Raw genomic sequence first — 18576 nt, forward strand, 5'->3', positions numbered from 1 at the left:
GTCACTTTGGCCAGCCGCAACGTCGGGCGTCGGCGCGCAGACCACCGGAGCAACCGGCGCCGGAAGCTGGAAATTCCCCAGGGCCACGGCCACGGTCATGGGCACGGTCACGGCGACCATGTGGTCGACACCTCAGTGGTGAACGACGATGCGATCGTCGCTCGCCGGGTCCGCATCGTGGTCGCCGCGGTGCTGATCCCGCTGCTCCTCGCCGCGGTCGTCGGCATGATCGTCATGTGGCCCAACGGCGACGTGAAGGTTGCGTCGTACCAGACCCAGACCGCCCGCGGCGAGGTCACGGCGATCAAACCGTGCCCGGCCCCGAAAGCCGGAACCCCGGCCCAGTGCGACCAGGCGACGGTCAAGCTCACCAGCGGCCCCGACAAGGGCAAGGTGATCCCGGTCGAGGTCCCGCCGGCCAATCAGACGTCGATCCCGGTCAAGGTCGGGCAGTCGATCATGCTCGGCGTGCAGGACGCGCCGACGGTCGCCGAGCGGTACTCGTACGTCGACCACGACCGCACCAACTCGCTGTTGGTGCTGGCCGCGATCTTTGCCGTGGCGGTCGTCGCGCTATCGCGCTGGCGAGGGTTCGCGGCATTGATCGCGCTTGCGGTGACGGCGGTCATGCTGACGCAGTTCATCCTCCCGGCGATCCTCCATGGCGAGAACGCGCTCCTGGTCGCGGTCGTCGGCGGCACGGTGATCATGGCGATCGCGTTGTTCCTCACGCACGGGATCAATGCCGAGAGTTCGATCGCATTGTCCGGGACAGTGGTCGCACTCGGGCTGACGGTCTTGCTCGGCTGGTTCTTCACCAAGTTCTGCCAGCTGAGCGGCCTGGCGTCCGAGGGCGCGTCGGGTGCCAAGTCCCTGGTGCCCGACATCGACCTCACCGGCCTGCTGGTCGCAGGCATGGTGATCGGCGCACTCGGCGTACTGGATGACGTGACGGTCACCCAAGCGGCGGCCGTCTGGGAGTTGTCGGCAGCGAACCCGACCGCCAACCGCCGCGAGCTCGTCGCCGCCGGCCTGCGCATCGGCCGCACCCACGTCGCCTCGGTGGTCAACACCCTCGTCCTCGCGTACGCCGGGGCAGCGTTGCCGGTGCTGCTGGTCTTCGCCATCCAGGACCTGCCCGGCCGGGCCGTCCTGTCCACCGAGTCGGTCGCGATGGAGATCGTCCGCGGTCTCGTCGGCAGCCTCGGCATCATCGCCGCCGTACCGCTGACCACCGCGCTCGCCGCGATGGCCGTCGCGGACCGCTCTCGCGAACTGGTTGCCGAACCCGAACACATCACCAACTGAAAATCAGCCCTTCCGCCCAGGCCGTCAGGCTCCTAGAGTGCTGATAGGTCACGGAGAGTCCGCCCGCAATTACCTTCGGTGGCCTAACGGGGTGAGGAGCGCTGATGAGATTCCGTCATCGGGATGGTTCGATCGTCCATCTGGGGTACTGCGCGACCGTGCATCCGGCCGGAGAGCTGGACGAGCTGATCGCCGGTCTCGACGACTGCGCCGGCCCGGTGCGGGCGGCCCTCGACGTACCTGTGCTCGGGGTCGGGCTGTGGCTCCCGCATCAGCTGGCCGATCGGCTCGCGAACTCGCCGGCTTCGCTCAGCAAGCTCCGCCGATCGCTGCAGCGCAATCGGCTCGAGGTCGTCACGCTGAACGGCACGCCGCACTCGCACTTCACCGACAAGATCGTCGGCACCAAGCTGTACTGCCCGGACTGGACCGACCCGGAGCGCCTTCGCTACACCCTCGACCTGGTCGACGTACTGGCCGAGCTGCTCCCCGCGGACGCGTCGTACGGCTCGATCTCGACCGTGCCGCTCGCCTGGCGCGTGCCGTGGTCGAAGGCGCGCAACCGTGCCGCGCGCGAAGCGTTCGACCGGGTAGAGCAGCACCTCGCCCGCACCGAGACGAGGACCGGCCGGACGATCCGGCTCGCCGTCGAGACCGAGCCCGGCTGCGTCCTCGAAATGGTCGGCCAGGCCGCTGCGTGGCTGGACCGCTACTCCAGTCCGTACGGCGGTACGTCGCGCATCGGGCTGGGATTGGATGCGTGCCATCTGGCCGTGCAGTTCGAGGAGCCGGCGGATGTGTTCCAGATGCTGTGGCGGGCGGGTGTCGATGTGGTCAAAGGGCAGTTGTCCGTTGCGCCGACGCTGGTGGACCCGTCTGATGCGGCGGCTCGGTACGTGCTCAGCCAGCTCGGCACGCCGAAGTACCTGCGTCAGGTGCGTGAGTGGGGCGGGCCGGGCGTGGATGACGTGGCGCAGGCGTATGAGCTGTCCGGGCACGCGGCCTGGCGGATGCATACGCACCTGCCGGCCCACAGTGCGGCGCCGGACGGGTTGAGCGTGACGACCGGCGTACTGGACGACTGTTTGACCAGACTGGTCGGTGGAGGCCATCCACTCACGCACCACCTCGAGTCCGAGGTGTACACGTGGCCGCGTGGTCGACACTCCTTGGTCAAACGGATCACCAAGGAGCTGGCGTGGCTACGCGGCCGCCTGACCGACCTGGGGCTGGACGAGGTCCACTGAGCTGAGCGTCTTGCCCACAGCGTTCTGCGACCAGATGAGACGCTGCACTCCGGTCGGCAGCTTCGCCAGCGATGCAGCGGCGAACGGCATCAGCCGCAGTGCCAGCGGGCTGCCCGGGATGATCGTGCCCATCAACTTCGGACCGATCCGCCGACTCTGGTCAACCAGCGGCCTGATGATCCGCTCGTAGCTCTTCAGCCCGGACGCCAGATCGTCGCGTGCCTTGGCCAGCTCGCCGGCGAGGACGTACGCCGTGATGACGGCCAGACTGGTCCCGCCGCCGACCGCTGGGCCGGGGCAATAGCCGGCGTCGCCGACCAGTCCGATGCGGCCGGTGCTCCACGTGTCCAGGGTGATCTGTGCGATCGAGTCGAAGTAGAAGTCCTCGGCCGACTCCAGGTGCTCCAGCAGCTGGGGCACCTTCCAGCCGTAGTTGCTGAACTCCCTTACCAGCAAGGCCTTCTGCTCGTCCTTGTCGCGGTAGTCGTAGTGCAGCTCGTGCGGCGTACGGAACAGGAAGCCGCTGCGGGTCTGGCCGGTCTGGTGCACGCCGTAGATGCCGACGAGCTTGTCGACCGACAGATGCGCGAGGGTGTGGTTGCCGACGTCGAAGATGTCCGGCATCGAGAAGACGGCGAGGTAACCACCGAGCCAGCGGCGCAGCGGTTCCTCCGGCCCGAACGCGAGGCGGCGTACGTTCGAGTGCAGGCCGTCGGCCCCGATGACCAGGTCGAACCGACGTTGTGTGCCGGAGTCGAAGGTGACGTCGACACCGCTGCCGTCGTCGTCCAGGCTCGCGATCGAATCGCCGAAGATGTACTCGGCCGAGTCGCGCGAGGCGTCGTACAGGATCCTGGTCAGCTCGCCGCGGAGGATCTCCACGTGGCTGCTCGAGATCCCGGCGTACATCCGGCTGAGGTCGACCTCGACAGGGCGCCGGCCGAACCGTTCCATCGTCATCGACTCGATCCGGGTGCGGGCCGCGTCGATCGCGTCCCAGCAGCCCATCCAGCGGGTCACCTCGGCGGCCGAGCTGAACAGGTCGACGGCGTGACCGCCGAGGCCGTGCCGCAGCTCGGGCGTGCGCTCGACGATCGTCGGCTCGAAACCGTAGCGGTGCAACCAGTGCGCGAGCACCGGACCGGCCACGCTGCCACCCGAGATCAGGACCTTCATCGCGAACCCCCTTTTGTTTACTTAACGGAAGGTAAGCAAACCCGCCCGGCGATGTCAATGGCTTACTTACCGGAAGGTCAGTTAATCTTCGGGGTATGCCGAGACAACGGACCGGGGACACCCGGGCGCGGATCCAGCAGGCCGCGCTGGACCTGTTCGCGGAGCAGGGCCTGCAGCAGACCAGCCTGCGCGATATCGCCGACCGGCTCGGGGTGACCAAGCCGGCGTTGTACTACCACTTCGCGTCCCGCGAGGATCTGCTGAACAGCCTGGTCGAGCCGTTGATCGCCGACTTCGAGGCGTACGCCGCCGCGCAGCAGGCCGCCGCGCCGATCGCGCCGCGCGAGCTCCTCGGCTCGTACTTCGACCTCGCCTACCGGCACCGCGCGCTGATCCAGCTCGCGATCCGCGACCTCTCGGTGCTGCACGAGCTCAAACTGGCCGAACGCTTCATCGAATGGCGTGGCGCGCTCGCGGAGCTGCTGATCGGCACGAACCCGTCGCTGTCGGATGTGGTGCGCTGCATGGTCGCACTGGGCGGCCTGTCGGACTGCGCGGTCATGCTCGACCACGATCCGGTGTCGGAGTTGCGTGAGGCCGCGGTCGAAGCGGCGTACGACAGCCTCGGCCGGCCTTGATCAGCCGTTTGCGATCCGCGACACGGCGAACAACAGAATGACGAGAATCGAGAACAGCCGCAGGAACTTCGGCCCGCCCGTCACCGCCGGCCACGACAGGAATGCCAGCCACCCCAGCAACAACGCCAGCAGCACCAGCGCCGGCACTCCGATCACCACCGGAGCGAACACTCCGGCCAGTGCGAGCACCAGGGTGATCCCCGGCAACGTCAACTTCGGCGCGGCGTGCAGCTTTGCCACATACGGATAACTGACCTTCGTGATCCGCTGCCGCAACGGACTGCTGGGGGTGCTCATACCTCTATTGTTCCAGGTCCTATGGTTGGGCCCGTGTTCGTGGTGATCAGGTTCCGGGTGGCGGAGTCCTCGCAGGCCGAGTTCGCGGAGCGGGTGAAGGCCGCGGTCGACGTGCTTTCGCAGCAGAAGGGGTTCGTCTCGGCCCGGGTCGGCCGGAACGTCGACGACCCTGAGTTGCTGGCGCTGGACCTGGAGTTCGTGAACGTCGGGAGTTACCGGCGGGCGTTGTCGCCGTACGACGTGAAAGTGGCCGCGGTGCCGCTGTTGTCGGAGGCGATCAACGAGCCGACGGCGTACGAGGACTGGCCCGGGGATTTGCTGACCTAGCACGGATTCGATGGCGGCCACCAAGGACCGATAGCCTGGACCTTTCCGTAGCTTCACCTGTGCCTGTTCTGGAGTCGAAAAGTGCCCGTGGAAACCGTCGATGCCGTCGTCAGCCTCAGCAAGCGGAGAGGCTTCGTGTATCCCTGCGGCGAGATCTACGGCGGTACCAAGTCGGCCTGGGACTACGGACCGCTCGGGGTCGAGCTGAAGAACAACGTCCGGACCCAGTGGTGGCGGACGATGGTGACCGGCCGCGACGACATCGTCGGCCTCGACTCCTCGGTGATCCTGCCGACCCAGGTCTGGGAGGCCTCCGGCCACCTGGCCGAGTTCGTCGACCCGCTGACCGAGTGCCAGTCCTGCCACAAGCGGTTCCGCGACGACCACCTCCGCGAGGACTTCGCCCGCCGGAAGAACAAGGGCGTCGACGACGTCAAGCTGGCCGAGATCGCCTGCCCGAACTGCGGTAACAAGGGCACGTTCACCGAGCCGCGGATGTTCAACGGCCTGCTGAAGACCTACCTCGGCCCGGTCGAGTCCGAGGAGGGCCTGCACTACCTCCGCCCGGAGACCGCGCAGGGCATCTTCATCAACTTCGCGAACGTGATGGGCACCGCCCGGAAGAAGCCGCCGTTCGGTATCGCCCAGGTCGGCAAGAGCTTCCGCAACGAGATCACGCCGGGCAACTTCATCTTCCGGACCCGCGAGTTCGAGCAGATGGAGATGGAGTTCTTCGTCGAGCCCGGCACCGACGAGGACTGGCACGAGTACTGGCTGAAGGCCCGCTGGGACTGGTACACCGGCCTCGGTCTGAACCCGGACAACATGCGGTTCTACGAGCACCCGAAGGAGAAGCTGAGCCACTACTCGAAGCGCACCGTCGACATCGAGTATCGGTTCAACTTCGGCGGCAAGGAGTTCGACGAGCTCGAGGGCATCGCGAACCGCACCGACTTCGACCTGTCCACACACTCCAAGCACTCCGGCGCCGACCTGTCGTACTTCGACCAGGAGAAGGGCGAGCGCTGGACGCCGTACGTGATCGAGCCCGCGGCCGGCCTCACCCGCAACGTGCTCGCGTTCCTGCTCGACGCGTACACCGAGGACGAGGCCCCGAACGCGAAGGGCGGGGTGGACAAGCGCACGGTACTGCGGTTCGACCCGCGGCTCGCGCCGGTCAAGGCCGCCGTACTCCCGCTGTCCCGCAACGCGGATCTGTCGCCGAAGGCGCGTGATCTCGCCGCCGAGCTGCGGAAGAGCTGGAACGTCGACTTCGACGACGCCGGCGCGATCGGGCGGCGGTACCGGCGACAGGACGAGATCGGTACGCCGTACTGCATCACCGTCGACTTCGACACGCTCGAGGACCAGGCCGTGACGATCCGGGAGCGCGACTCGATGAAGCAGGAGCGGGTCGCGTTGACCGAGGTCACCGGGTACCTCGCGCAGCACCTGGTGGGTTGCTGAGGATGAGGCTGTCGCGGGATCGGGTTCGCTTCGGGCTGGCCGTCTTCGGGTTGTCTGCGCTGGCGGTGTTCTTGTTGTCTGCTTGCTCGGACAGCAAGCCTTCGGCCGGGAGCTCGCCGTCCGCGTCTTCCTCCGCCAGCGCGCCGTCCAGCGCCCCGATCCCGACCGCTTCTACGCCTTCGCTGACCCCGCTGCCGACGCCGTCGAAGCCGTGGCCGACGCCGAAGGTGACAGGCGAGCCGGCCGACGACGCTCCGCTGGCGTCGCGGATCACCTTCGCGATCTCCAAGCAGGCGCAGATCGCGGCCGGCAAGGCAGCCACCACGACGGTGAAGTGCCCCGGCATCGACAAGGTCGAGACCGCGGGCCAGCACGAGCTCACGTGCACTGTCACGTACGCCGGGAAGTCGTACAGCGGCACGTTGACGGTCGACGCGAAGCAGTACTCGGCGTCGTACAAGTTCACGTCGGACTCGGTCGCGATCGTTCGCGCGAAGGTCGTCGACGCCGTGCAGCGGTCGGCCGCCGATGCCGCGAAGGTCACCTGCACGATGGATGATGTTGCCGTGGTCAAGCATTCCGACGCGGGGATCGCGTGCGACGTGACGACGACGGCGAACGCCGTACAGCCTTATAAAGCACAGGTTTCCGGCAACGGCCAGGTGCTGGTGGCGAAGGCCTGATGTTGCAGCTGGGCGGGCTCACGATCGACACGCCGGTGGTGCTGGCGCCGATGGCCGGGATCACCAACGCGGCGTACCGGCAGCTGTGCGCGGAGCAAGGTGCGGGGCTCTACGTCTGCGAGATGATCACGTCCCGCGGGATCGTCGAGGGTGACCAGAAGTCGTTGGACATGCTGACGTTCGCCGACTCCGAGACGGTGCGGTCGGTGCAGCTCTACGGCGTCGACCCGGTCTACATCGGGCGTGCTGTGCAGATCCTTTGTGATGCCTACGGTGTCGCGCACATCGATCTGAACTTCGGCTGCCCGGTCCCGAAGGTGACGCGTAAGGGCGGCGGTGCCGCACTGCCGTGGAAGCGGAACCTGCTCGGCGCGATCCTCCGCTCCGCGGTCCACGCGGCGACGCCGTACGGCATCCCTGTCACGATGAAGACGCGGATCGGGATCGACCACTCGCACCAGACGTACTTGGATGCCGGGCGGATCGCCGAGGAGTCGGGCGCGGCCGCGATCGGTCTGCACGGGCGTACGGCGGCACAGGCCTACTCCGGTCAGGCGGACTGGTCGACGATCGCCGCGCTGGTGGAGCACGTATCGATTCCCGTGCTGGGGAACGGCGACATCTGGGAAGCCGGTGACGCCCTCCGGATGGTCGCCGAGACAGGCTGCGCCGGGGTGATTGTCGGGCGCGGGTGTTTGGGGCGCCCGTGGTTGTTCCGGGATCTTGCTGTGGCGTTTGGTGGCGGCGAGGCGCTGAACCTGCCGACGCTCGGCGAAGTCGCCGTCGTGATGCGCCGCCACGCTGAGCTGCTGGCCGAGCTCATGGGCGAGCAGCGCGGGCTACGCGACTTCCGCAAGCACGTCCCCTGGTACCTGAAGGGTTTCCCCGCCGGCGGCGAACTCCGCGCCGCCCTGGGCATGGTCGACACCCTCACCCACCTGGACGAACTCCTAGCCCAACTAGACCCCATCGTCCCCTTCCCAGTAGCCGAACTAGGCGCCCCCCGAGGCCGCCAAGGCAGCCCCCGAGACCACGTCGTCCTACCCCAAGGCTGGCTAGACGACACCGACGGCCTGTCCACGGATCTAGCCGAAGCCGAGATCGGCGTCTCCGGCGGCTAACAGCTGAAGGACACCGGCCAAAGGACACCGCTTCGCGGCGACTGGTCGATTGGCCGCCTTCGGCGGCGCGGATCGTGCTCCGGCCGACCCATCTGGTGCAGATGATCGCCGGTTCGCCGGACCGCTCTCATCGGATGAGGACGAAGGCGATCGCCAGGGCGGATGTTGACTTCCCGCCCACCCACTCAAATGTGGTGAGGGACGGTGTGATTGCCGGCGTGTGGTTGCCCGCCCGCCCACCCAAATGAGGTGGGGGAGCACGTCGTGTCTGGCGTGAGGGTGGCTGCCCGGCTGCCCACCACCATGTGGTTGGGAGGATGCGGTGTCGTTCGAGTGAGCGTGGTTTCCTCCCGCGCTCGACCCTGGAACGCGCCAGGACTGTTGCCTCCGAGCCGCCGGCCAGTGGGGCTAACGCATCGACGCCTGCCAGGATCTAGATGCTGAGGGCAACTACCTGTCGACTGGTCAGCTCATGCCGACCGTCTGGTGGTCGGGTTCTACGACGATGACGACCCGCTCGTGGTCGGGGGGGTACTTGATGTCTATGTACTTCGCGACCAGCTGGTCGATGATCGCCCATGCCTCGTCGCCCTCGATCCACTCGACGGCCCGGCCGCGGATGGCGATCGGTTCGAAGGGGTTGTCGGCGGGGACGATCGAGAGAGCTAGGCGGGGATCGCGGCGTAGGTTGCGGGCTTTCTGCATGCCGGGGCCGGTGAAGAAGACGATGTGGTTGCCTCGGGTGCCGGCGTACACCGGGGTGCTGTGGGGGGAGCCGTCGGGGAGGGTTGTTGCTAGGTGGGCGAAGGCGGGGCCGGCTAGGACGCGGCGGATGGTGGGGTCGAGCATGGGTGAGGCCTTTCAGCGTGGGTTGGTGGTGCGCCAGGTGATGTAGTGGGCGACGGCTTCGGGGAAGGTGAAGGTGGGGGTGAAGCCGGTCTCCGTTGTCAGGCGGGTGATGTCTAGGTGTGGACTGGTTTCGCCGCCGGGCTCGACGGAGAGCTGGTCGGCGGCGTCGGCGTACGTGAAGGGGGTGCCGCTGGAGACGTTGTAGGTGGTGTGGTTGAGGACCTCGGCATTGACCAGGGACGCGATCGCGCGGCCCATGTCCGGCGCGTAGCACCAGTCGCCGCCGGTGTCGGCGGGTAGGGGAGTGGGGGTCTCGCCGCGGAGTACGGCGCTGACGTACGGCGGGATCGGGCTGAAGATCGACTCCGGGTCCATCAGCGGGCCCCAGGTCGAGCCGATGCGGAGCACGATCGGGTGGATGCCGGTTCCGGCGAGGCTGTGGGTCGTCACGGGCTCGACGGCCTTCTTGAAGGCGACGATCAGGTGCGGGAGGTCGGCGGTCGGGAGCGGGAGGCCTTCGTGCCAAGGGCTTTCGTCCTGCCCGATGTACACCCCGATGCTGCTGGCGACCGCAAACCGCCGTACGCCCCACGTCCGCGCCGCATCCAGCGCGTTGAGCAACCCGACGGTGTCGTGGCGGAAGTACGCGACCGGATCCTCGGCAGGAATGCTCCCCGCGAGATGCACGATGTCGCTGATCGCGTACCGATCGCCGAGCTCGAGGAAGGCGGACCGGTCGGTGACGTCGAGCTGCTCGACGACGACCTTGCCGTCCAGGAACGAAGGGGCATCGGTACGCCGGTGGGACGTGATGACGACCTCGTGCCCGAGGTCGAGGAGGGCGCGGGCGGTGTGGGCGCCGATCATGCCGAGCCCACCGGTGACGAGAATCATGCCCGCGACGCTAAGACCGCGAAGACGTCCACTGCTTGAACGAATCCCGCACGATCCCTTGACCCGACCCCCGAAATCAGGGGACGTTAGACGGCATTGGATTTACGAATCACTTCCGAACCTGGTTCGTTGAAGGAGTGTCGTGGGCATCGTGATCGGCGTCGTCAGGCACGCGACCCACCACGAGTTGTACCACGAAGCGGCCCGCACGCTCGGCGGTGTCGACCTCGAGTGGGTCAGCTACGACCACGAGGACGAGATCCGGGACAAGGTCGCCGAGTTCCTCAGCACGACGCGACTCGACGGCTTCCTCGCCGGACCGGTCCCGTACGCCGCGAGCCGCGAACTGCTGCCGCCCGGGCTCCCGGTCGGCGTGATCCGTTCGTCGGCGCTCGATCTGACGCTCGCGCTGTACCGCGCCCAAGAACGCGGTTGGGGTCCGACACCGGTCAGCATCGACACGTTCCCGGCCGAAGCGGTCGAAGCGGTGGCGAGTGCACTGGACCTCGACCAGGACCAGATCGATTGTTTGCCCTACGCACCGACCCAGACCGTGGACGAGATCGTCGACTTCCACCGTTCGGTATACCAAAAGTTCGGCGACCGCAGCTACGTGATCAGCGGCCGCGCCGCGGTCCGCGAGCAGCTGGACGGGCAGCTCCGGATCATGAGCGGTATGCCGGTGCCGGCCACGATTCGCACCGAGCTGCACGAGCTCGCGCTCAGGATCGAATCCGAGCGTGCCAGCGCCCAGCGGTTCGCCGCCGGTGTCTTCCTCATCGACCGATCGGCGGACGTCGAACGCGCCCGGATCGGGCTGATGAACCACCTGCTCAACACCCCGGAATTCGCCGGCGCCTGGATCGAGAACCGCGGGCGCCGCGGTGTCGTCGTCTTCGCCCACAAGGCGTTGTTCGAGCGCATCACCCGCAACTGGGTCGCCGTACCCGCGCTGGCCGAGGCCGCCGCAGCGCTCGGCGCACAGATCTCCGCCGGCTTCGGCGTCGGCGTGTCCGCGCGCAACTGCGTCCTCCTCGCCGAGCAAGCCGCCGCGCGTGCCGAGCTATCCGAAGAACCCTGTGCGTACCTCTTCGAGGACAGCGGCGTCGTCATCGGCCCGATGGGCCCGGCCGGCGAAGCGCTCCGGTTCTCGTACCGCGAGCACGGTGAAGAGGTCGAACAACTGGCGAAGTACGTCGGTCTGAGCGCGACCACCGTGTCACGGCTGGCCGCGCTGGACCACGAACTCCAAGGCCGCACGCTCTCGCCCGGAGAGCTTGCCGGTCATCTCGGCATCACGGATCAGAGCGGACGCCGTCTCGTCCGCACCCTCGACGCAGGCGGCCTGGTGAGCGTCGAGGGCACCGCCCAGCACCACCCCAAAGGACGCCCGACGCGTCTCTACCGACTGCGCATCGTCCAAGCGCTGGAGAACCGAGAGGAACGCTCTTGAGAGACCCCGAGAATACGACCGTCGAGGTCGAGCTGCCCGACGACTTCGACGACTTCTGGGCGACCGGTCTGGCGGACTGTGCGTCGTACCCGCTGGACCCCGTCCTCACCGAGATGCCGACGCTCTCGACCGACAAGGTGATCGTCTACGACCTGCGCTATACCAGCTACGGCGGTCTGCGGATCGCCGGCTGGTATACCATCCCGCGCGATCATCCGGCGCCGCTGCCGGCTCTGGTCACGATCCCCGGCTACATCTCCGAGCCGACGATCCCGAAGGAATGGTCCGAGCTCGGGTACGCCGCACTCGCCGTCGCGCCGCGCGGCAAGCTCAGGTCGAACGAGACGTTCAACCCGGGCTACCCGGGACTGCTGACCCACAACATCGTCGACCCCAACACCTACGGCTATCGCGGGTTCTATCTGGACGTAGTCCGCGCAGTCGAGGTGTTGCTGGATCGTCCCGACGTCGACAACGGGAGGATCGGGCTGCAGGGATCGAGCCAGGGCGGTGGGCTCGGAATCTCCACAGCCGCGCTGATGCCCGACGTGATCCGCTGCGTGGCGGCGGGAGCGCCGTACCTCTGCGGCATCATGACCGCGCCGACGCTGACCCGCTCGTACCCGTACGAGGAGATCAACGAGTACCTGCGGATCCACCCGAAGGACGTCGACCGCGTACGCGAGACGGTCGCGTACTACGACGGCCTGAACTTCGCGCCGAAGGTCCAAGCGCCAACTCTCCTGTACGTCGGCCTCGAGGACGACGTCTGCCCGCCGGAGACCGGGTTCGCACTCCACCGCGCGCTGACCTGCGAGACCACGCTGCGGACCTATCCACACTGCGCGCACCACGCCGGCCTGCCGGACGTGATGCGGGTCGTCGAGGACTTCCTCGCCGAGCACCTCACCCCGGGACGGTGAACGAATGAACTTCGACAGCTATTGGTCCGCCGTCGACGACGAGCTGGCGGCGATCCCAGGCCGGCCCGTCCTCGATGTCGTACCGGCGCGGACGACCGACGAAGCCACGTTCTACACGCTGCGGATCACCAGCACCGGCCCGTACCGCGTGTACGGCAACCTCAGCATCCCGGCCGGCGACGGACCGTTCCCCGCACTCCTCATCACCCCGCGCTACGGCAGCGTCAACAACATCCCGCACCCGAACGACCGCAGCCGGTACGTCGTACTCAGCCTCATGCACCGCGGGCAGCGGCTCGCCGACGAGGGGTTCGCGGCGGCGTACCCAGGTCTGCTGACGATGGGCATCGACGACTCCGCGACGTACATCTACCGCGGCATCGCCGCCGACTGCCTACGGGCGGCCGAGTTCCTGCACGGACTGGCCGAAGTGGATCCGGAGAAGGTCGCGGTCACCGGCGACGATCTGGCGATGCTGACGGCTGCACGGCGCCCCGGCTTCAGCTCGATTCGCGTGACGGATCTCTTGTTCTACAGGGCGATGGAGGCACGCCTCAGGTCATCCCTCTACCCGCTGGAGGAGTTGAACGATCATCTCCGCACAGGCTCCTCAGCCGAGACCCTCGCCACCACACTGTCGTACTTCGATCCGGCGCGCCACGCGCCCGCGATCAGCTGTCGGACGTTGTTTGCCATCGACAACGAAGAATGGTGCGAGTCGCTGATCTCTGCCACCCGAGATGCCGAGGTCTACCACGTGACTCACAGAGACGGCACCGACAACGACTTTCTCGACGCCTGGCTCGCGGAGCGATCCGGAGTACCTGCCATGTCAAAGTTCATCGCATGAGCACCCCGCTCGGCGTCCGCCAGGTCATCAACGCCAACGCCACGGTCACGTTCCTCGGCGGCTCGCTGATGCCGCCGCCTGTTATCCAGGCGATGGCCGACGCCGCCACCCGCTTCGTCGACCTCCCCGAGTTGCAGGTGCGCGCGGGTGAGCGTCTCGCCGAACTGACCCACAACGAATCCGCCTACGTCACGTCCGGCGCCGCGGCAGCCATCACCCTCGCGATCGCGTCGTGCATCACCACCGAATCGCAAGCGTTCCCGACCGACGCCGAGGTCGTGATGTTCGCGAGCCAACGTAACGGCTACGACTACTCGGCCCGCTTCCTCGGCGTCCACATCGTCGAGATCGGCCCGTCCGTCGAGGAGCTACAAGCAGCACTCGTACGACGGCCCGCCTGCATGCTCTGGATGGCTGGCGCGCACTACGCGGCCGGCGCTCTCCCGATCGAGGAGGTAGTCCGGGTCGCGCAGGACGCCCCCGCTACGCCAGTGATCGTCGACGCCGCGGCTCAGATCCCGCCGGTCTCGTCGCTGTGGCGGTTCACCCGGGACATCGGCGCCGACGCGGTGATCGTCAGCGGCGGCAAGGGCCTGCGCGGGCCGCAGGCGAGCGGCCTTGTGCTGGGGAAGGCCTGGCTGATCGACCGGATCCGCGCGCACTCGTCGCCCAACCACGAGATCGGCCGCGGGATGAAGGTCGGCAAGGAGGAGCTCCTCGGCCTGCTCGCCGCGGTCGAGTGGACCCTTGAGCAGGACGAGGACGCGATGCTGGCGTCGTACGAGCGGATGGTCGACGACTGGATCGCCGGCTTGCAGGCGGTCCCCGGCCTGGTGGTCGAGCGCGGGTACCCGAGCGAGGCGGGCCAACCGCACAGCCGAGCGGTGCTCAGACTCCCCGGCACCCGCGACGAGGTGATCAAGAAACTCTGGGACGGCAACCCTCGAATCGCCGTCGGAACCTTCGGCCTCTCCGACGACGCGATCGCCCTCAACCCGCAGACGCTCCAACCCGGCGAGGACAAAGTGGTTCTCGAAGCCCTCATCACCCTTCTAAGCTCTGGGGATGGCGAGCAAGCCGGATGAGACGCGGGACGGCGTAGACCTGACCAACTTGGATCAGCCGTTGTTCGACGGGGCGGAGGCGACCAAGCGGGATCTGGTCGACTACCTGGACGCGGTGCACGAGCGGATCCTCCCGGAGCTGCGGGAGCGGCCGTTGTCGGTGATCCGGATCCGTCCGGGGCAGCCGAAGTTCATGCAGAAGAACGTTCCGAAGTACACGCCGGACTGGGTGAAGACCGTGCAGGTGTGGGCCGAGGCGTCGAAGCGCGAGGTGTCGTACGCGCTGTGCGACGACCGGCGGACGCTGCTGTGGTTCGCCAACCAGCGTGCCGTCGAGTACCACCCGACACTGATGCGGGCCGGTGCCTGGGACCACGTCACGCATCTCGTCCTCGACCTCGACCCGCCGGAGGGTGAGACATTCACGATGGCGGTCCAGGCGGCCTTGCTCGTACGCCAGGCGCTGACGGACTCCGGCCTGTCCGGCGCGGTCAAGACGAGCGGCGCGAAGGGTGTGCACGTGATCGTGCCGATCGTCGACACGGTGTCGATCGAGGACGCGGCGGCCGCAACCAGGGCGATCGCGGCGCGGGCGGAGAAGATCGATCCGGCGGTCGCGACCACGGCGTACATCAAGGACGATCGGCACGGGAAGGTGTTCGTCGACTCGACCCGTTCCGGCGGCGCGACGATCGTGGCCGCGTACAGCCCAAGGGTCCGGCCTGGTACGACGGTCTCGTACCCGGTGGGCTGGGACGACCTGGAGAGCGTCACCCCGCGCGACTTCACCGTCCGGAACGCGGTCCAGCTGCTGGGCGACCGCGACCCGTGGGCCGACGAGCTCCCGGCGCCGCAAGACCTCCCCGAGGACCTCCTGGAGGAAGGCCGCGCGATCCCGATCGCCCGAGTCGTCGCCATGCACGAAGGCAAACGCCGCAAACGCGCCCGCGAAGCCGCCGGCGAGGAATCCTAGACCTCGGTAGCCGTCTTCACACTGAGCGCTTCCTGCCGTACGTCGGGATGCGGATGCTTGCGCAACTCGGCCAGCAACTCGCGCCACACCGGAGCCCAACCGGTCCGGTGACCCGCCTCGGCGATCAGCGAACCGGCCAGCAATCCCGCCGCCAGCGTCTCGCCGCGAAGCAGGGCGCGGGCCGGCTCCTCAAGCAGCTCCGGTGTCCAACGCGAGGTGAGCACGCCCAGCCGCCCGCCGAGCCGGGACGACGCGTAGTGCGCCGCCAGCGGACGCCTTTCAACGGCCTCGACGAGAGCGCCGAGATCGGCCTGCAGGTTGTGCCAGTCGAGTGAATCGACGAGCAGATCCAACCGCAGCTGCAGCAGCTCCGGGCTGTCGAGTTCCGCGGCGACCGTCCTGAGGATCTGCCGGTCCGGCTTCGCATAGAACGTCTGGGTCAGGCGCTGCACCAGCACCTCGAGCCGCTGCCTCGCGGGATGATCGCGGTCGGGCGTCGCATCGGGCCGGCGTGGGTCGGCCTCGAGCCGGACCAAGAGACGGGCGGCCCGGACGAGCTCGTCGCCTACCAGCTCGGGGTCGATTGCGACCAGGGCTGTCGTCGCGTCGTTCCACACCATCGCTGTCGACAGATCCGTGATGAAGTCCACGCAGATCGGCGCCACCGCGGGATTCCACCGCGCCCACCGCGGCAACGACCGCACCGCACTCCGCACCACCTCAGGCTCAGGCCGGTTCGTCACCGCGACCAGCAGATCGGCATACCGAGCGCGGTACTTCGCCGCCATCCCGTACGCCGGCCGCTGCGTCAGAACCGTCGCCGTAGCCGCGCTGTCATGCACGGCCTGCTGCAGCAACGCCCAACTCGCCGGCTCATGCAGCAGGTACTGCGAAGCCGCACTGGCAATCGCAGCCTTCACGTCGCGATGCGCCGAGGCCCACGCGTCCGCAAGAACGGCACTCGCACCAGGAGCGCGGAGCTTGCCCAGCAACCGCGCCGCCTCCTTGCGGGACGTGATCTTCACGCCCTCGCCGACCAGCACCGGATGCAACAACCCCGGCAACCGACTCGGCCGCACGAACATCGCCGCCCGGGTCGCCGCATACATCGCGACCCGGGCGCGGTCGTCACCCGCGTGCGCGAGCAAAACCGGCAACGCCTCCTGCGGCGAATCCGTCCACGCCAACGCCCCGAGCGCAGCCTCCTGCAGCAGCACGGATTCATCCGTCAGGAACGGCTCGAGCGTTGCCCGCCCCGCGCTCGGCACATGCCCCAGCATCGACACCGCGTTCGCACGAGCCCAGTCCGGCATCCGCTCGTCAGCGGCCGCGCCGGCCACGAGTTCGGCGTACCGCGCCTGTTGGCGGGGGAGCCAGCGGCGGATCGCGCGGTCCGAGACGTTCCAGGCCGGATGGTCCCGCTCGAACCGGCGGATCCGATCGGGATGCGCGAGTACGTCGTCCAGCAGATCGGTCCGTACTTCGGTCACCGCCTGCCAGACCGGATCCCAGCGCGCCATCCCGACATCGCGTCTGATGATCCGCTCGACCCGCTCGCCGCGCGTCGCGGACGGCCACAACCACAGCTCGGTCGCCTCGCCGACGGTGTACTCCTGGTTCGACCAGACCGCCTGTTCGAGCGCGGCCTGCAGGTGCTCGTTCGACCAGCCGCGATCGTCGAACGCTCGCGAGATCGCGAACGGCAGCCGGAACTCCTTCCGCGCCACCCCGTCGTCGACGTACTTCCGCAGTACGTCGTAGACAGCCGTCTCCTGGCCGCGCGGCAGCCCTTCGATCAGCCCGTACAGCGGGATCGAGCCCTGGTTCTCCGTCATCCGCCCGTGCGCCTTCAACCCCCACTCCAGCAGGACCGGATCGTTGCGTCGGGCACCTTCCTGGACGGCGGTGGTCGCGAGCGTGCTGAGCGCTCGTTGGGTGCCCCAACTGGTGTCGCGCGCCTCCAATGCGCTCGTCAGCAAACTCTCGAGCGAGGCTGTCAGAGCGCCGCTCAGCATCGACGGCGGAAGGTTGCTGAGGGCACGCAGGACGGTCTGCCGAACGGTGTCGCGATCGTTGCGGGCTCGCGTCACCCAGGCGACCGCAGCCTCGACGGCGGCCGGCTCCCGCGAGTGGCCGGCCGACGCTACGACTAGCTGGTATACCAAAGCGCGATCGTCTGCGTCCGGCTGCGTGATCTCCGGCTCGAGCAGCGCGAACGCTTCGTCGTACGGCAGGAACGCGGTGGTGTGCCAGCGCGAGTGGTTGCCCTCAGCAATCGTCGGCAGGGCGAGCATCCGCCGGGCCTGCTCGAAGCGCACGGAACGGGGGAGGACGGCGAGCAGGTCCTCGCCGAGCACGTGCTGGCCGAGGTCGACCGTGCTGGTGATGCCGTTGAAGACCGTCGCGCGGCGGGACGGCGGCAGGTCGCCGAGCAGCTCGGTCAGGTTCGGCCAGAGCAGTCGACCGAGCGCGATCAGTTCGTCGTCGGAGTAGCGGTAGAGCCGTCGGCGTACCGCGGGAGTCAGAGCAGCCCACCTCGGCCGCTCGGGCGTCAGCAGGATCTGCAGAACCGCTTCCGGATCCAACCGGCCGAGGATCGAGGTGATTGCTGGAGGCAACTGATCCGGCAGGAGTGCCGATGTCAGCAGCTCGGTGACCTGGGCGCGATCGTGCTCGAGCGCCCCGACCACGCCGTACGCCGTGCCTTGCCACCACTCGTCCCGATCCGGGCCGGACGGCAGCGTGCTGTGCGCGTAGGCGAGGACGACCTTCGGGTGCCGTGATCCGAGCCGCTCCCACTCGCCCGGACCGAGGATGTAGGCGAGCTCGGGCAGCAGCCGCTCGACGGTCTCGCCGTCCGTGCTGGAGAGCAGACTCGCGGCGGCCTGGTCGCCCCAGCGCTCGCGGTGGTCGTCGATCAGCCGGGAGGCGAGCGCGGATCGGCGGGTCTTCCGGATCACGTGCAGGAGCTTCGTGCGCAATACGGCGGGTGCGTCGTCGTACAGGATCCGCAGGTCGTCGTCCGAGACCGCGACACCCTTCCCGACCGCCGCGAGCGCGCGATGCTGCACCGCCGGCGTCGGGTCGTTGAGTAGCCGGGTCACATAGGCGACGTCACCCGTGACCTGCGCAATCGTGACACCAAGAGTCCGCTCGTACGGCGTTCCCCGCCCAAGCTCATCGAGCAGCTCGGCGGTCCCGCCCAACCGGCGGCCTTCGAGCGCCACATGCCGCAGCCGGTCGCCGTACGAAAGCTGGTCGATCGCCTGCAGCAGGTCCGTGGCTCGCATAACCCCATCCTGCCGA

17 protein-coding genes are annotated in these 18576 nt (G+C 68.0%); 12 read left to right on the forward strand and 5 right to left on the reverse strand.

What is annotated here, in order from left to right:
• Positions 1 to 6: 6 nt before the first annotated feature.
• Positions 7 to 1308 carry a YibE/F family protein gene (locus FDA38_RS11745; protein ID WP_137253854.1) on the forward strand — a complete coding sequence of 434 codons (1302 nt, stop codon included), beginning with the start codon at positions 7 to 9 and terminating at the stop codon, positions 1306 to 1308.
• Between the two features lie 104 nt (positions 1309 to 1412).
• On the forward strand, positions 1413 to 2555 hold the full coding sequence (gene eboE, locus FDA38_RS11750; protein ID WP_137253855.1) for a metabolite traffic protein EboE: 1143 nt from the start codon (positions 1413 to 1415) through the stop codon (positions 2553 to 2555).
• Here the strand turns inward: eboE and FDA38_RS11755 are convergent.
• Positions 2511 to 3731 carry an FAD-dependent monooxygenase gene (locus FDA38_RS11755; protein WP_137253856.1) on the reverse strand — a complete coding sequence of 407 codons (1221 nt, stop codon included), beginning with the start codon at positions 3729 to 3731 and terminating at the stop codon, positions 2511 to 2513. The two genes, eboE and FDA38_RS11755, sit on opposite strands and share 45 nt — an antisense overlap.
• Positions 3732 to 3826: 95 nt before the next feature.
• Here FDA38_RS11755 and FDA38_RS11760 point away from each other — a divergent pair, with 95 nt between their 5' ends.
• Positions 3827 to 4369, forward strand: coding sequence for a TetR/AcrR family transcriptional regulator (locus FDA38_RS11760; protein ID WP_137253857.1), 543 nt, complete (start codon positions 3827 to 3829; stop codon positions 4367 to 4369).
• Here the strand turns inward: FDA38_RS11760 and FDA38_RS11765 are convergent, their stop codons facing one another.
• Entirely contained in the window at positions 4370 to 4666 is a 297-nt protein-coding gene (locus FDA38_RS11765; protein ID WP_137253858.1) for a DUF6703 family protein, read from the reverse strand.
• Between the two features lie 33 nt (positions 4667 to 4699).
• Between FDA38_RS11765 and FDA38_RS11770 the strand changes: the two genes are divergently transcribed.
• The 4 genes from FDA38_RS11770 (at position 4700) to dusB (ending at position 8264) form a co-directional block, all read left to right on the forward strand.
• The gene (locus FDA38_RS11770; protein ID WP_202877616.1) at positions 4700 to 4993 is read left to right on the forward strand and encodes an antibiotic biosynthesis monooxygenase family protein; all 294 of its coding nucleotides are present in this window, start codon (positions 4700 to 4702) and stop codon (positions 4991 to 4993) included.
• A gap of 81 nt (positions 4994 to 5074) precedes the next feature.
• Positions 5075 to 6460: a glycine--tRNA ligase gene (locus FDA38_RS11775; protein ID WP_137253860.1), complete on the forward strand. Its 1386-nt coding sequence runs from the start codon at positions 5075 to 5077 to the stop codon at positions 6458 to 6460.
• Between the two features lie 2 nt (positions 6461 to 6462).
• A complete protein-coding gene (locus tag FDA38_RS11780; RefSeq protein WP_137253861.1) occupies positions 6463 to 7143 on the forward strand; it encodes a hypothetical protein in 681 nt (226 codons plus the stop codon).
• A complete protein-coding gene (gene dusB / locus FDA38_RS11785) occupies positions 7143 to 8264 on the forward strand; it encodes a tRNA dihydrouridine synthase DusB (protein ID WP_137253862.1) in 1122 nt (373 codons plus the stop codon). Before FDA38_RS11780 ends, dusB begins: the two co-directional genes overlap by 1 nt.
• A 465-nt stretch (positions 8265 to 8729) precedes the next feature.
• Here the strand turns inward: dusB and FDA38_RS11790 are convergent, their stop codons facing one another.
• Positions 8730 to 9113, reverse strand: coding sequence for a PPOX class F420-dependent oxidoreductase (locus FDA38_RS11790; protein WP_137253863.1), 384 nt, complete (start codon positions 9111 to 9113; stop codon positions 8730 to 8732).
• A 12-nt stretch (positions 9114 to 9125) separates the two neighbouring features.
• Positions 9126 to 10007 (reverse strand): NAD-dependent epimerase/dehydratase family protein, encoded by an 882-nt coding sequence (locus FDA38_RS11795; RefSeq protein ID WP_137253864.1) that lies wholly within the window; start codon positions 10005 to 10007, stop codon positions 9126 to 9128.
• 142 nt (positions 10008 to 10149) lie between these two features.
• Here FDA38_RS11795 and FDA38_RS11800 point away from each other — a divergent pair, with 142 nt between their 5' ends.
• From FDA38_RS11800 to ligD, 5 genes are read left to right on the forward strand one after another with little or no spacing between them, the layout of a single operon-like run.
• Entirely contained in the window at positions 10150 to 11460 is a 1311-nt protein-coding gene (locus FDA38_RS11800) for a hypothetical protein (protein WP_202877617.1), read from the forward strand.
• On the forward strand, positions 11457 to 12383 hold the full coding sequence (locus FDA38_RS11805; RefSeq protein WP_137253865.1) for an acetylxylan esterase: 927 nt from the start codon (positions 11457 to 11459) through the stop codon (positions 12381 to 12383). The genes FDA38_RS11800 and FDA38_RS11805 overlap by 4 nt, the downstream gene beginning before the upstream one ends.
• A 4-nt stretch (positions 12384 to 12387) precedes the next feature.
• Positions 12388 to 13233 carry an acetylxylan esterase gene (locus FDA38_RS11810; protein WP_137253866.1) on the forward strand — a complete coding sequence of 282 codons (846 nt, stop codon included), beginning with the start codon at positions 12388 to 12390 and terminating at the stop codon, positions 13231 to 13233.
• The gene (locus tag FDA38_RS11815; protein WP_137253867.1) at positions 13230 to 14318 is read left to right on the forward strand and encodes a hypothetical protein; all 1089 of its coding nucleotides are present in this window, start codon (positions 13230 to 13232) and stop codon (positions 14316 to 14318) included. The genes FDA38_RS11810 and FDA38_RS11815 overlap by 4 nt, the downstream gene beginning before the upstream one ends.
• A complete protein-coding gene (gene ligD, locus FDA38_RS11820; protein WP_137253868.1) occupies positions 14299 to 15270 on the forward strand; it encodes a non-homologous end-joining DNA ligase in 972 nt (323 codons plus the stop codon). Before FDA38_RS11815 ends, ligD begins: the two co-directional genes overlap by 20 nt.
• Here the strand turns inward: ligD and FDA38_RS11825 are convergent.
• Positions 15267 to 18560, reverse strand: coding sequence for a HEAT repeat domain-containing protein (locus FDA38_RS11825; RefSeq protein WP_137253869.1), 3294 nt, complete (start codon positions 18558 to 18560; stop codon positions 15267 to 15269). The two genes, ligD and FDA38_RS11825, sit on opposite strands and share 4 nt — an antisense overlap.
• Between the last annotated feature and the right edge of the window lie 16 nt (positions 18561 to 18576).

This window comes from Kribbella jiaozuonensis (genome assembly GCF_005233875.1).
GTDB lineage: Bacteria > Actinomycetota > Actinomycetes > Propionibacteriales > Kribbellaceae > Kribbella > Kribbella jiaozuonensis.

Coding starts and splice junctions, on each gene's coding strand:
- eboE (WP_137253855.1), top strand. CDS start 1,413: ATGAGATTCCGTCATCGGGATGGTTCGATCGTCCATCTGGGGTACTGC.
- FDA38_RS11755 (WP_137253856.1), bottom strand. CDS start 3,731: ATGAAGGTCCTGATCTCGGGTGGCAGCGTGGCCGGTCCGGTGCTCGCG.
- FDA38_RS11760 (WP_137253857.1), top strand. CDS start 3,827: ATGCCGAGACAACGGACCGGGGACACCCGGGCGCGGATCCAGCAGGCC.
- FDA38_RS11765 (WP_137253858.1), bottom strand. CDS start 4,666: ATGAGCACCCCCAGCAGTCCGTTGCGGCAGCGGATCACGAAGGTCAGT.
- FDA38_RS11780 (WP_137253861.1), top strand. CDS start 6,463: ATGAGGCTGTCGCGGGATCGGGTTCGCTTCGGGCTGGCCGTCTTCGGG.
- dusB (WP_137253862.1), top strand. CDS start 7,143: ATGTTGCAGCTGGGCGGGCTCACGATCGACACGCCGGTGGTGCTGGCG.
- FDA38_RS11790 (WP_137253863.1), bottom strand. CDS start 9,113: ATGCTCGACCCCACCATCCGCCGCGTCCTAGCCGGCCCCGCCTTCGCC.
- FDA38_RS11795 (WP_137253864.1), bottom strand. CDS start 10,007: ATGATTCTCGTCACCGGTGGGCTCGGCATGATCGGCGCCCACACCGCC.
- FDA38_RS11810 (WP_137253866.1), top strand. CDS start 12,388: ATGAACTTCGACAGCTATTGGTCCGCCGTCGACGACGAGCTGGCGGCG.
- FDA38_RS11815 (WP_137253867.1), top strand. CDS start 13,230: ATGAGCACCCCGCTCGGCGTCCGCCAGGTCATCAACGCCAACGCCACG.
- ligD (WP_137253868.1), top strand. CDS start 14,299: ATGGCGAGCAAGCCGGATGAGACGCGGGACGGCGTAGACCTGACCAAC.
- FDA38_RS11825 (WP_137253869.1), bottom strand. CDS start 18,560: ATGCGAGCCACGGACCTGCTGCAGGCGATCGACCAGCTTTCGTACGGC.